Genomic DNA, 13714 nt, shown 5'->3' with positions numbered 1-13714 from the left:
GATGACAGGCTTTAGCTAAAGCATCCCCAACAAGGTGGTAGACTTGGTTTTTATGTTGAAAAAGCGCTTATTAATAGCAGCACTGCTGTATCCCGGGTTACAGGCTTGGGCCGCGCCTACTCATCCAGTTGATACTGACAGTCTGAAAATACCCTATTTACTCTCCCACGATGTCAATCATGAGGATTACTACTTTTACGAGCTGCTGAGGTTGGCTTTGGCGCCTAAGGGTAGCGAAGCGGTGACCCTAGAGCCGCAACAGCAATGGGTGCGAGACCAGCGTTTACGTTTGGCCTTGCAGCAGGGCGACATCGATATACTGTGGTCACAAACCAGCATCGAATTCGAAAGGCAGATGCTCGCCGTTAAGGTGCCGCTGCTTAAGGGCTTGAGTCAGTATCGATTGCTGTTAATTCGCGCGGGAGAGCAGTCGCGTTTTAACCCAATAAAATCCCTAGAAGATTTGGCTCAGCTGCGAGGTGGCATGGGTTCTCAGTGGCCAGACGTAGCCCTAATGGAGGCCAATGGATTGCAACTGGTAACCGCGACAGGTTATGGTAGGTTATTTAGAATGCTGGCAGAAAAAAAGTTCGATTATTTTTCTCGCGGTATTTACCAGATTCAGTCCGAAGTCCATTTTTATCCGACTCTACCCTTGGCTATAGAGCAGAGGTTGCTTTTACGACAGCGCGGAGCCATGTATTTCTTTGTGGCATCGGGGCGTGTTGAGCTGGCAAAGCAAATTGAGCAAGGGTTACAGGTTGCGCAGCGTGATGGCCGTTTTGACAGGCTTTTTAATAGCGTGCCACGCTATCGTTGGGCAATGTCGGAACTGGAGCGCGGTGGGCGGCGCATACTCGAATTAAGGTCTAAGTAGTACAGTCTTGTGGATAGATAGATGGATTATCTAAGGCCCTTAAGCTAAAGGGCAAGCTCCTCATTTATTGGCCTTGAACACACAGCAGTTACGGCCCGAATTTTTTGCGTGATACAGGGCATCGTCGGCGCGTTTAAAAGCCGGGTCAAAATTTTCTAGATGTTTGAATAGTGTCATGCCGATACTGATGGTGACGGTAATAGGGGCGTTGTGTTCAAACGGGTACCTGGAAACCGTGGCCCGTATTTTTTCACCCAACTCTTTCAGGTTTGACTCATTTATATTTGGGCAAACTAGAATGAACTCTTCTCCCCCCCAGCGACCAAGCAGGTCGGTATCTCGGGTGTTGCTGCGTAAAACATCAGCCATTTCTTTCAATACCCGGTCTCCGGTGTCGTGCCCTCGGCGGTCGTTAATACGTTTGAAGTGATCAATATCAAATATCAGTATGCCAATGCATGAGCGGTCGTTGGAGTTTTCCAAAATAAAATTTAATTGCTGATGAATACCGGTTCGGTTTTGGGTGCGGGTGAGGAAGTCGGTGGTGGACTTTCGTTCGAACTCGACCTTTTCCTCATGTAGTACGTCATAATCATTGCGTAGTTGGGAGAGCTTTTCGTCGCTGGAGCGCGACTTGAGTATTAAGCGCGCGTACCAAATGGCTGCTTCTGTCATAAGCAATGCCATCCACAGCAAAATAATCCCTAGATAGACCTGCTCACGCTGCATAAGGTCTCCCACCAGATGGAGTTTTTCAATCGTAATCTGGTGGTTGCCCAAGGTAACCATGTCGAAGCCAAAGGCAACGACATTGTCGAAGTCGGGTGCGGTATAGGGGCGGGGCACGTTGAACTCCGTCAGCCACCAGTCGGCGACATTAAACTCGTTAAAGTCTATAAATAGCTCTTTATTGAGGTCTTGGCGACGTATAAATAGTGACATGAATTTGGATTCGCCAGGCTCGATATCGGCGGCGTAGTCAGGCTTGTGATTGCGTAAAAAGATACGAATACGCTCGGCATCGCCGCTGTAGTTCACTTTGAAAACAAAGCCTTGATACCGTGAAAAGTCAATGCCTTCGCCGTTAGGCCGGTTAAAGGACAGGCTGTAACCGCAACTGGGGTATTCGTTGCTTTCACGCATAGAGCAAACCCAGCGGCGATCAGCGGCATTCAACCACTCCGTTTCACTTACACCACCGTAGGAGCGATCGTCGAACAGCGCCTGAAATATGTCATCGCTCGGAGCTAACGAGAATTGCTTCTTAGGCAGGTAAGAGGCGCCGAGCGTGACTATTAGGGTCACGCCTATTGCGACGACTCGTATATACGCATGGTGTTTGGATTGCATTGTTATCTTGTTGAAGGTCAAAACGGCTACATCGCCCATTTAGTAGAGGCACTTCATGAGTATAGCCAATATTTTGCGTTGCCCGGAGGGATCTGAAAGGGGCTAAAGTTTGCCCAGAGATAGCATGTTATGGCCTTTTTGTTTGCTCAGGCCCATAGCTTTATCGGCGAAGGTCAGCATTTCCTGGGGGGAGGCCGACTGGTTCCATTCCACTACGCCAATACTGGCGCTCACTTTAAGGTTTATAGTTTCTTTATCGGTAGGAATACAAAGAGGCTGAATAAGATGACTTCGTTTCTTTTCTAATACTTTTATAAGTTCTTGGGTACCGTTGTAGTGCTGCAATACAATCACAAACTCATCGCCCCCTAAGCGAGCGATAAAGTCTGAGCTGCGTAGCTCCTTGGTTAATCGAACCCCCACCTGACGCAGTAGTTCATCGCCGACACTGTGGCCGTGGTCGTCATTTACCGCTTTAAAGCCGTCGAGACCTAACAGCGCAACGGCAAATTTATTAGAGTGTCGTTTGCCGCTGTTAATGGCTAGCTCTAGCCGCTGAAAAAGCGCGTTGCGATTAGGTAAGCCGGTGAGTGAATCGGTGGTAGCCTGTAGCTGTAACTTGCGCACCAATGTATGACGTTCAATGGCATAGAGTATTGCGCGGGAAAGCAGTGCTGGGTGTAAATCTTTTTTCGGCAGGTAATCTTCCGCACCAGCCTGTATCGCCTGTTTACCCTGCTCATCGTTAAACCCTGCGGTGAGTGCGATTATGGGAATTGCGGGGTTGTCTTTAGTGATCGTTGTGAGGGTTTCTATACCACTCGTTTCTTCTAGATCAAGTTCGAGTAGTAATAGGTCGAATTCTTGACAGCGTAATTCTGCCAAGGTCTGTTTCAAGTTGTTACAGTGCACGATGGAGTATTTTCGCTCCTCATCCTGCTCTAGAATCCAGCGTAACTTGGATGCATCCTGTGCGTGGTCTTCGGTGACGAGGATGTGTAATCTTTTATCGCGCAGCATTATATCCTGGTCGCTCGAATACTTGATCATAGGGCTCGTTCGCCTTACATTTTCGATGTTAGCATTATAGTCGCTTCGACAAGTGGTGTTCGTACGAGTGTATCGCAAAATTTAGTCGAGCTTACAGCGCCTATACATAACCATGCAAGAGGAGCTAGCGGTTGCCGTATGGCATATGCCGGGAAAGAACAATGAATACTGGACGCCTAAATGACAACACAGACGTAAGCGTGTGCTGTTCGAATAGTGGTTGGCGCCCATCTCTGTAGAGAGAAAGGTTGTGATGGGCTCCTACCTATGTGATGGGCTCCTACCTATGTGATGGGCTCCTACCTATGTGATGGGCTCCTATAAGCCTGCCAAATATTTTCGCCAGTCTGCAATGTCGGTAATATCGGTTGCGCCGACTAGGCCCCAGGTGTCACAAGTGAAGCCACTTAACCAGCTCCCGTCGGTGAGTTCAATTTTGCCTATACCTAAAGGCGCTGATATCTCGTTAACAAACGAACCGAAGCTGGTCGCCGGGACTCGCCAAACTTCAACGGCAATTTTCCGCCCCTCATTTTCTCTGCGAACAAGCCCGGGTCGTAGCGGTGGGCCACTATTCAGCGCATAAAACCGATAGTGAGCCGAGGTGGTGGTGGTTCTAATGCGCTCGCCACCGCGCTCGGTTAGCTGCCAATTTAAAGGCAGGCCCTCTAAATGGGCACCGCACACAACCACGTCGATGGTGTTGCTTGGGGCGAGGCCTGCAGATTTACCCTGTGGTTTGAACGCGCCTGAAAAAGCGCCGGTAGGCAATTGCAAAAGGTTTTGCAGCTTCGCTCCAATAGCCAGTAAATTTTTGTCGTTAAAGGCCTTGCTGAAAAGTGTACAGCCATACCCAACACCGGTATCAAAAAAACCAATGGGTAGTGCAAGCGCACTGTAGTCCAGTAGGTTCATGAAATTGGTGTAGTAACCCATTTTGGAATTAAGTTCTACTGGATTTTGCTCTACTTCGGCAATCGAAAAATAACTAGGATTAGTGGGTGTTAGAATGGCGTCAACGCTGGCAAGCTGGGTGTCCGCCAGTTGTTTAAACGCCTGAAGCTTGTAGTTTGCGGCAAAGCCATCGGCAGCAGAAGGCGATGCGCCAGCGCCAATAATGGTTTGGATAACAGGTAGCAGTTTCTCTGGAGAATCAATGATAAGTGGTTGGGTTGCAAGCCAACGTTCAGCGACCCACGGCCCTTGGTAAAGTAACTGCGCGGCGTTGATAAACGGCGTTAGGTCAATTTCTTTTAGTGTAATATTGGCTGCGGGTAATGTGTTTATAAAATCATTAAAAAGAGTTTGTGCTTCAGCATTACCAAAAAATTCTAGCGAATCTTTGCTGGGGATACCTATAACGGTATTCGTATCTGCAGCTGCGTAATAGCGTTTGCCGTTTGCGTACGAATTTTTTCGCGAATAGGCGTCTTCTGCGTCGTATTTCCCGGCGATATCCAGTACGCTATTTGCGTCGTTGGTATTAAGCGCAAAAATACTGATGCAATCCAAACTTCTACAGGCGGGCACTAGGCCAGTATTGCTCAGCAGGCCGCGGGACGGTTTTAGCCCCACAAGATTATTCAACGAAGCTGGAACACGACCGGAGCCTGCGGTATCGGTTCCAAGCGAAAAACTCACCTGACCCTTTGCCAGTGCGATGGCGGATCCAGAACTCGAGCCGCCGGAAATAGCGCTTTCATCGAAGGCGTTTTTACAAGGCCCCCATGGTTTAGGAGAGCGAGTACCTACCAAGCCTGTGGCGAATTGATCCATATTGGTTTTACCCATAGGAATGGCACCGGCCTCTATAAGTAGTTTGACAACCGTAGCGGATTTTTCTGGTGTATATTTAAATGCTGGGCAGGCGGCAGTTGTTGGCACGCCCGCTAAATCGATATTGTCTTTTACAGCAAAAGGAATGCCGTAGAGCGGCAGCTGGTCGGGCTGGGTATTGTCCAACGCTTGAATATAGTCTTCCAGCTCTTCTTCATCCAGTAGATAAATCCAGATCGGATTATCTTTTAGTGCTAACGCTTTTTGTCGTTGCGCGAAAATAAGTTCACGTACACTGACGTCGCCATTGCGGTAGTGCTGTTGGAGGCCACCAATGGTGATATCTGTAGATGAAAAGTCGAAATCAGTCATGTTCTATTACTCCTACTAACTGACCGGCACTCACCTGTTGCCCTTGCGTTTTGTTGTGGGAAAGCAACCTACCTGAGCAGGGCGCAGTGAGCTCAATTTCCATTTTCATTGATTCCAATATGCACAGGGCCTGCCCTGTGTTTACGGTATCCCCTGGTTCAACCAGCCATTGCCAAACACTACCGGCCGCGTGGGATTCCAATGCTGTGCAGTTATCTGCTAGGGCGGTTTCATCTTCCAGTTCAGAGACAGCTTGTTCGCTAGTGTAATTAATTTGTCCAGATGTTATCCAGCGCTGTAGTTCTTCGTCGAATGCCTGCTCGCGCTTTTCTACGAAGGTGTGGATCGTTGTGTTGTTATCGTCGAGGAATTGCTGATATTCGCTCAGTTTAAAATGTGTTTTTTCGATTTTTAGTGGGTATTCTCCACGGGGGAATTTCTCGCGAATGTCGAGCAATTCCTCTGAGCTAACTTCGTAAAATCGGATCTGATCAAAAAAGCGCAGTAGCCAGGGTTTTTCAAATTCTGCAGTGTTATGGTATTTGTTCCACATTTGCAGTGTACGGCCTATAAATTGGTACCCTCCAGGGCCTTCCATACCGTAAACACACATGTAAGCGCCGCCGATACCAACGGAGTTTTCGGCTGTCCAAGTGCGTGCCGGATTGTATTTGGTGGTGACCATGCGATGGCGGGGGTCGAGCGGTGTTGCAACGGGTGCGCCGAGGTATACATCTCCTAGGCCCATAACCACGTAGGAGGCCTCGAAGACGATACGCTTTACCTCTTCGATATCGGAGAGGCCATTAATGCGTCGAATAAATTCGATATTGTCGGGGCACCAGGGCGCATCTTTGCGCACCGATTGCCTATATTTGTCTACGGCCAATTTACAGGCGTCGTCGTTCCAGCTGAGCGGTAAATGGATAATGCGTGAGGGTATAGCCTCGTCTTCCATGCCCTGTGCTTTTTGATCGGAGGCCTCGATAATGTCTAGCAGCTCTGTAAGGGGCAGTGAGAGGTTGTCGTAGTGAATTTGCAGTGAGCGAATGCCGGGTGTCAATTCGAAAATATGGGGGTGATTGAGCTGCTGTAGTTGCAGCATTAATGCGTGGGCGTGAAACCGTAAACGAATATCCAGCTCTAGGGGGCCGTATTCCACTAGCAAGTATTTGTCGCCAGCGGCGCGGTAGGTTATTGCGACTTCGTTACAAACACGTTTTACAATGGCGCTGCGGTTTGTAACGTTTACGGGCTGAATGTTCGGCTCATCTTCAACACACAATTTTTGGATTTGCTGTTGTTGTGCTCTTTCAAGTTCCGCGGCCTGCATTAGGGAGATAGGTACAAACGAAATTTTGTCGCCGGCTTTCAATTGGCCCAGCTTCCATAGATCGGCGTGAACAACCGTGGCGGGACAGACAAACCCTCCCAGCGATGGCCCATCGGGCCCGAGTATAACGGGCATATCGCCGGTAAAGTCGACGGTTCCAATGGCGTAAGCGTTGTCGTGAATATTGGAGGGGTGCATGCCGGCTTCACCGCCGGTTTGTCTTGCCCAATCGGGCTTTGGGCCGATTAAACGAATGCCCGTGCGGCTGGAGTTGTAATGCACTTCCCATTCAGCGGAAAAAAACGTTTTTATGTCGTTATTGGTAAAAAAGTCGGGTGCTCCATGGGGGCCATAAATAACGTGTAACTGCCAGTGGGGTGTGATTTTTGGCAGTGCGCTGATGTTTATGTTCGCGGCTTTTGTGCGAGCCTCATTGGCCAGATGCACGACGTCACCTGTGCGTAACGCGCGGCCACTGAAACCCCCGAATTGACCGAGGGTGAAAGTAGAGCGAGAATCGAGGTAGTTGTTGCCATCCAGCCCGCCTGCAAGCGAAAGGTACGCGCGAGCACCGGCGTTGTTTGGTTTTCCGACGACAAGCGTTTGTCCAGCGGAGACTTTGTAGGCGGTATTAAAGTGAATTTTTTTATCATCCAGCGTTGCCGAAAACTCCGCGCCGGTAAGTACGAATTCTGTTTCGCAGTTAAATTTTAAGGTGGGGCCTTGCAGGGTTATTTCTAGCCCGGCGGCTCTTTCACCATTGCCCAGTATTCGGTTGCCCAGCCGAAAACTTAAGCTATCGAAAGGGCCCGAGGGGGGGACGCCTACATCCCAGTAGCCTTTACGGGCTGGGTAGTCTTGAATAGTGGTCATGGTACCACCGGCCAACACATCAATGGTGTTTGGCGCATAGCGATAGTCGTTGAGGTAGCGGGTATAAATTTCTGCCCGCTGAAAAATTTCGTGTTTTAACAGTGACTGAATATAGGTGATATTGGTTTCGATACCCTGAATTTTACACTTTGACAGAGCCTGATCTAATAACGTAATAGCGTCTTCTCGATTGCTACCGGTGCAAATAATTTTACCTAACATTGGATCGAAAAAGGGCGAGATGGTTAATCCTGTTTCAATCCAGTGGTCCAGCCGTAAATGTTCGTTGGGTTGTGGTAATTCTACGGAGGATAATAAACCGGCACTGGGCTGAAAGTTTTTATTCGGGTCCTCTGCGTATACTCTTGCTTGAATGGCGTGGCCCTTCGCCACATATTTTTTCGCCAGTGTGTGAATGTCGCTCAATTCACCGGCAGCAAGTTTAATCATCCATTCAACCAGATCCAAGCCAAACACCTGTTCGGTTACACCGTGCTCCACTTGTAGTCGGGTGTTTACCTCAAGGAAGTAAAAGCTGCTGTCTTTCTGGTTGTAAATATACTCAACGGTACCGGCATTGCGATAGTGTACGGAAGCTAATAGCTGGATAGCGGTTTGATGTAATTGTGTGCGTATAGACTCCGGAATGTTAGCTGCTGGCGTTTCTTCAATTACTTTTTGGTGGCGGCGCTGAGCTGAGCAATCGCGTTCGCCAAAGGCTACGGCCTTACCTTTTCCGTCACCGAATATCTGTACTTCTATATGGCGTGCGTACTCGATATATTTTTCAACAAATACGCCGTCGTTGGCAAAATTGTTGGCGCTGAGGCGTTTTATACTGTCAAAAGACTGAACAAGTTGTTGTTCTGTTTGGCAAACCTGCATGCCAATGCCGCCGCCACCGGCCGTGCTTTTCAAAATAATGGGGTAGCCAATGCTTTGCGCCGCTTCTATTGCCTGCTCGATTGAATTGAGTAGATCGGTTCCGGGTAGCAGGGGAACGTTATTTTTCTGAGCGAGGTCTCGGGCTTTATGCTTCAGTCCAAATGCGAGCATTTGTTCCGGGGTAGGGCCGATAAAGACAATGCCACGTTGTTCACAGATTCTAACAAAATCGGGGTTTTCGCTTAAAAATCCGTAGCCGGGGTGAACCGCCTCAGCACCGCACTTTTCAATAATATTGAACAGTTTTTCAGTGTTAAGGTAGGTGTCCACCGCAGCGCCTTCTCCAAGGCTATAAGCTTCGTTTGCTTGAGTAACATGAAGTGAATGCGCATCGGCTTCGCTGAACACAGCGACTGAAGCAATGTTCATTTCTGTTAGCGTTCGTATTATGCGGGTGGCAATAGCGCCACGATTAGCTATTAATATTTTTTTAAACATGAATCGCGCTCATGCTTTGCAGGGCGTCCTGCGTTAATGGTTGTCTGCTATTCCGGTCGTCCGGGAGACTGGAGCATTCTATGCGAAGGTTATCCGGTGTATGGCTCGAGAATGAGATTCAAACACTTTGGTATCAGTCTTGCGCCCAGAGGTTGCATATTCACGAGCCCCACAGGGTAATTTCTACCGGTGTCGGGTTATAGCCATTACACGGATTGTTTAACTGTGGGCAATTAGAAATTAGTATCAAAACATCCATCTCCGCGAGTAATTCAACGTACTTGCCTGGTGCTGAAATACCGTCTTCAAAGGACAAACCACCTTCGGGTGTAATAGGTACATTCATAAAAAAATTAATATTGTGGGTTATATCGCGTTTAGTTAAACCCAGTGCTTCATTTTCGGCTACGGCTAACATCCAGCTATCACGACAGGCATGCATGCAGCGTTTTTCTAAATCGTAACGTACGGCATTGCTTTCTGTGGCACAGGCGCCGCCAAGGGTGTCGTGGCGACCACAGGTGTCGGCAACAATGGTTAGCAGTGGGTTTCTGAAGTTGGAGAGCAGTCTGGAACCTGCGGTGAGATAAACGTTGCCCTGCTGGCGAATGGTATCCATTGCGCTATAGCGTTCGGCGGTATTGTTCGCATTGTAAAAAATTGTGTCGGCGGCTTGGTTGCCTTCCAAGTCGGTAATGCGAAGAGTTTGTCCTTTTAGGATTTTTTTTAGCAGGTAATCGCCAGCCGGTAATGTTGTCGATTCCGACGCGTTATCGCTCATGAGAGTGCTCTCTTTAATCATGCTTAACGCCCCATTCCCATGTGATACAGCCGATTGTTGTCAAAGCCACGCTTGTTCTCGTTGCAATGGTTTATGCATAAATCGTTGTCGTATACGGTTTTGGCATTGAAGAATTCACAGAGAACAGGTTTTCTGGGGTAGACGCTTTCAGTACTGAGAGGGTGGGGGCAGCTATGCATAACGATCAGCGTGTCCATCTCAAAACGCAGGGAAACGGATGTGCCTGAAGGTGAGCTGCTGGCTGCAAGGCTGATATTGCCCTTTCTATCCACTTCAACTTTGCTAAAGCAGTTCAAATTTGAAACCATGTCGCGTTCGTTCATGCCGTACTTCGCCAGCTCAACGAGAAAGCTGTTGAAGCCGTTCTGTTGCCATTCGTTTCGTGCCTGCTGGTAATTCAGTTCGCCCCATTTTTCCTTGATTATTTCAACTGTGCTATTGCCGCTAACGGTTTCATGCCAGCCGTGGTCGTCGGCAACAATAGAACAGAAAATTCTACCCATATCCGAATACAAACAGTTGCCTGTAGTCAGTTTGAAAGTATGCTGGCACTTGAGTGTGTCGGGCGCGTTGTAGCGCTCCAGTAGATTTTCAGGGTTGTAAAACATAATGCCCAGATTTCCACCGCCTTCAATGTCGGTGAGTTTGAGCAATGTACCCTTGCGCACCTTTAGTGACCAGTGACTCGCAGGTGGCAGTGTGTAGGAATAAACGGGGTTGGTCATATCGTTTCTCTTTATTAAGAGTCTATTAAGCCGTTGTTGCTAGAGATTGTTCTGGGTTAATAGCTGAATCTATTTTTGCTTCGGTTTTTTCACAGATATCTCCTACAGGAAGATCGTAGGTGATTTGTGCACCGTAGGCGTTGGGTGCCTGTGGGTCGTGTCGGTCTTTGTCGAATACCCACAGGCGGGTTCCCAAATGGAAGCCTTCTTTGATGTCGTGAGTAATCATAAAAATAGTGAGATGATGTTCCCGCCAAAGGTTTCTAACCAGAGCGTGCATGTCGGAACGAATGCCAGGGTCTAGCGCACCGAAGGGTTCGTCAAGCAACAAAATGCGAGGTTTTTTAATTAATGACTGTGCCAACGCCAATCGCTGTTGCATACCGCCGGATAATTCATGCGGGTATTTTTTGGTGGCGTTTTGTAGGCCAACCGCTTCAATCATCTCTAAAGCTTCTTGTACTGCCGCCCTCTTTTGACTGCCAAAAAGTCGCCCGAGTATTGGGCTTTGCTTCAGCTCTTTTGCCAAAATTACGTTCTGTAAAACCGTTAAGTGTGGGAATACTGAATAGCGTTGAAAGACGATGCCGCGTTCCGCACTAGGTTCTGCCGGAATGACTGAGCCTTCCAGGAGTATTTGTCCGCGGCTCGGGGTTTCAGTACCCAGCAGCATTTTTAGGAACGTTGTTTTACCGCAACCGGAAGCGCCGATAATGGTAATAAAGTCGCCTTTCTTTACGTTGTTGTTCAAGCTCTCCAAAATAACTTGATCGCCGTACTCTTTCCAAACATGATTCAGCGATAAGTAGCTCATTACTTGCCCTCCCGGTTATTTTCCAAAGCGTGAAACCAAGGGTATGTTTTGTGCGATACTTGGCGAATAAGGTAGTCGATCACAAATGCAAGAAAGGTTATCCAAATGACATAGGGCAGAATGACATCCATGGCGAGATAACGGCGAACCAGGAATATGCGATAACCTAGACCATCGGTTGCGGCAATAGCTTCAGCTGCGATTAAAAATAACCAAGCTGCACCCAGAGAAAGGCGTACGGCGGCGAGCAGCCGAGGCATTACTTGCGGAAGTATTACCCGCACAATAATCTGCCAAGTGTTGGCGCCCAGAGTTTGCGCCTTAATAATCTGTTCGTTGGGTATTTCCATTACACGTTGATAGACATCGCGCGTAATAAAGGGGGTTATGCCTATAACAATGAGCACAACCTTAGACAGTTCCCCCAAGCCAAAAATAATAAATAGAATGGGTAGGATGGCCATGGGTGGCACCAAGGATATTGCGGTTACCAGCGGGGAGAATTTTGCGCGAAAATAGGGGACAGCCCCCATTAGTACGCCAACCGATAGCGCAAGAAGTGCACTAATGCCAACGCCGATGCAAAGGCGCTTTAGGCTATTGTAAGTATCTTGCCAAAAAAGATATTCACCCGAGCGCTTACTTGGTTTCAGTGCCATTCGATCGATGGCATCTGCAATCGAGCTAAGTGAGGGTAAGAGTTTGTCGTTGGGGTTTTCTGCCAGTCGTGCCTCTGAAGCTATCACATAGACAAATAGCAGAAGCACAAATGGCAGAAGCCCGAGAAATAGACGCACCGGTTTTGACGGGTACTGGTTAATTAATTTCTTCATCGGTGCGTCAATTCCTGGTTTAGTTTACAGGGCACGATCTACAGAGAACCCTCTGCCGCCATTTGCATATAGTTTGGGTTGAACCGAAATTTTACGTTCTCGGCATCGCCGTATATTCCCGAGGGTGTTTCAACACCGATGTAATTGGCGTCGGTTGCGCCTTCGCCAAGAATACCGTGATCAAAAGAAAACTCGGCAACGTACTGCATTGTGGTTTTGAGTTTATCGCTATTGACGAAGGCTACGGCATGGTCCGGTTGGTAAAACATTTGCGTTGAGGTCAGTTGAGCATCGAAACCCGCTAGATTGGTTCCGGAAGCGATTCCCATACTCGTGCGTGCCGCTAGGCCTGCTTCGTCACTGGCGCCCATAATGTCCATAATTTCATACCAAGCGCCAACCAAGGCTTTGCCAAAGTTGGGGTTGTCCGTAAGTGTTTTGGTGTTGACCACCATTAAATCGATGATTTCACCGGGAATGTTGGACGAGTCGTACACCTTGTTGGCACTCGGCATGGCCGTAATTTCGCTTAGTAGTGGGTTCCAAGTAACAACCGATGTGACGTCTGATGTGGAGTAAGCTGCAACCATATCGGCATCGGAAATATTCACCACTTTAACGTCCTGTTCACTTAAGCCAACTGACTCTAGGCCGCGTGCTAGCAAGTAGTGAGAAACACTCAGCTCCACCAAGTTAACGGTCTGGCCCTTAATATCTGCCAGAGCGGATTTATCTTTCAATACAACACCGTCGTTACCATTGGAGAAGTCGCCGACAATCAGCGCGGTGGAATCAACGCCGCCAGCAGCAGGGATCGTGAGGGCGTCCATGTTGGTCATGGTGCAGCCATCGTATGCCCCTGCGGTATATTGATTAATTGATTCGATGTAATCGTTAATTTGTGTTACTTCGATTTCAATACCGTATTTGTCAGCCCACTTTTTTACGATGCCTTGTTGGGCGCCAAAGTCCCACGGCATCCAGCCAACGTAGATAGACCAGCACACTTTAAACTTGGGAGTTTCGGCAACAGCTGCTGCAGGGGCCGAGGCTGTGGAAGATTTGGTTTCAGCCACTTTTTCGGAGCAGGCTCCAAGCAAGAGGGTAAAACCGAGAAGAGCGCCGGTGAGTAGTTTGTTATGCATGTTTAAGCTCCAAAGGTCACACGAAAAAATGAGGAAACAATGGCGCTGTGTTGCCATTAATCTCCCGGGCTTTTATCCCGCCGTGTAACCCTTCGTTCGTAAACATATAACGAATACAGAAAGGTCGAAAGCTCTCGGTCCAGGCGCCTGAAACTACTCAAAATAGTTTCTTTATATGTTCAGGCCGGAACCCTAGCTTTCCATTGGTACGAATTGTTGCGGTTCAACAACTGAGCGTTATTGATTCCTCGCGTAGCCTAAGTAAAGCAATTCCGGTGCCAGAGGTTGCAATGCCCGGTAATACTGGATTTATGTGCAAAATGGGCGTGTTGTGCGGCTCTATTTGGTGCGCCTAGGCAATCGATGCGTTTTGCTGGTGCT

At 48.4% G+C, this 13714-nt stretch carries 10 protein-coding genes and 1 riboswitch; of the genes, 1 reads left to right on the top strand and 9 read right to left on the bottom strand.

The genetic code is table 11. The annotated features are described in order from the left end of the window. Nucleotides 1-52 precede the first annotated feature (52 nt). Nucleotides 53-877: a substrate-binding periplasmic protein gene (locus H5336_RS07520; protein WP_185232923.1), complete on the top strand. Its 825-nt coding sequence runs from the start codon at nucleotides 53-55 to the stop codon at nucleotides 875-877. A 60-nt stretch (nucleotides 878-937) separates the two neighbouring features. Here H5336_RS07520 and H5336_RS23610 read toward each other — a convergent pair whose 3' ends face one another. The 9 genes from H5336_RS23610 to H5336_RS07475 form a co-directional block, all read right to left on the bottom strand. Beyond that, nucleotides 938-2182: a GGDEF domain-containing protein gene (locus H5336_RS23610; protein WP_185232921.1), complete on the bottom strand. Its 1245-nt coding sequence runs from the start codon at nucleotides 2180-2182 to the stop codon at nucleotides 938-940. 147 nt (nucleotides 2183-2329) lie between these two features. Next, nucleotides 2330-3277: a GGDEF domain-containing response regulator gene (locus H5336_RS07510; RefSeq protein ID WP_185232919.1), complete on the bottom strand. Its 948-nt coding sequence runs from the start codon at nucleotides 3275-3277 to the stop codon at nucleotides 2330-2332. Nucleotides 3278-3595: 318 nt separating this feature from the next. Further along, entirely contained in the window at nucleotides 3596-5425 is a 1830-nt protein-coding gene (atzF, locus tag H5336_RS07505; RefSeq protein WP_185232909.1) for an allophanate hydrolase, read from the bottom strand. After that, complete coding sequence (gene uca, locus H5336_RS07500) at nucleotides 5418-9014, bottom strand: urea carboxylase (RefSeq protein ID WP_185232907.1); 3597 nt, start codon at nucleotides 9012-9014, stop codon at nucleotides 5418-5420. Before uca ends, atzF begins: the two co-directional genes overlap by 8 nt. A 160-nt stretch (nucleotides 9015-9174) precedes the next feature. Further along, nucleotides 9175-9816 (bottom strand): urea amidolyase associated protein UAAP2, encoded by a 642-nt coding sequence (locus tag H5336_RS07495; RefSeq protein WP_185232905.1) that lies wholly within the window; start codon nucleotides 9814-9816, stop codon nucleotides 9175-9177. Between the two features lie 2 nt (nucleotides 9817-9818). Beyond that, nucleotides 9819-10541 carry an urea amidolyase associated protein UAAP1 gene (locus H5336_RS07490; RefSeq protein ID WP_185232903.1) on the bottom strand — a complete coding sequence of 241 codons (723 nt, stop codon included), beginning with the start codon at nucleotides 10539-10541 and terminating at the stop codon, nucleotides 9819-9821. A 25-nt stretch (nucleotides 10542-10566) separates the two neighbouring features. Continuing rightward, on the bottom strand, nucleotides 10567-11355 hold the full coding sequence (locus H5336_RS07485; RefSeq protein ID WP_185232901.1) for an ATP-binding cassette domain-containing protein: 789 nt from the start codon (nucleotides 11353-11355) through the stop codon (nucleotides 10567-10569). Continuing rightward, nucleotides 11355-12188 carry an ABC transporter permease gene (locus H5336_RS07480; protein WP_185232899.1) on the bottom strand — a complete coding sequence of 278 codons (834 nt, stop codon included), beginning with the start codon at nucleotides 12186-12188 and terminating at the stop codon, nucleotides 11355-11357. The genes H5336_RS07485 and H5336_RS07480 overlap by 1 nt, the downstream gene beginning before the upstream one ends. Nucleotides 12189-12226: 38 nt before the next feature. After that, entirely contained in the window at nucleotides 12227-13333 is a 1107-nt protein-coding gene (locus H5336_RS07475) for a putative urea ABC transporter substrate-binding protein (RefSeq protein ID WP_185232897.1), read from the bottom strand. Between the two features lie 59 nt (nucleotides 13334-13392). Beyond that, a riboswitch (guanidine-I (ykkC/yxkD leader) is annotated at nucleotides 13393-13540 on the bottom strand. Between the last annotated feature and the right edge of the window lie 174 nt (nucleotides 13541-13714).

This window comes from Teredinibacter franksiae (assembly GCF_014218805.1).
Lineage (GTDB): Bacteria > Pseudomonadota > Gammaproteobacteria > Pseudomonadales > Cellvibrionaceae > Teredinibacter > Teredinibacter franksiae.
This window is presented reverse-complemented; position numbering and strand designations above follow the sequence as displayed.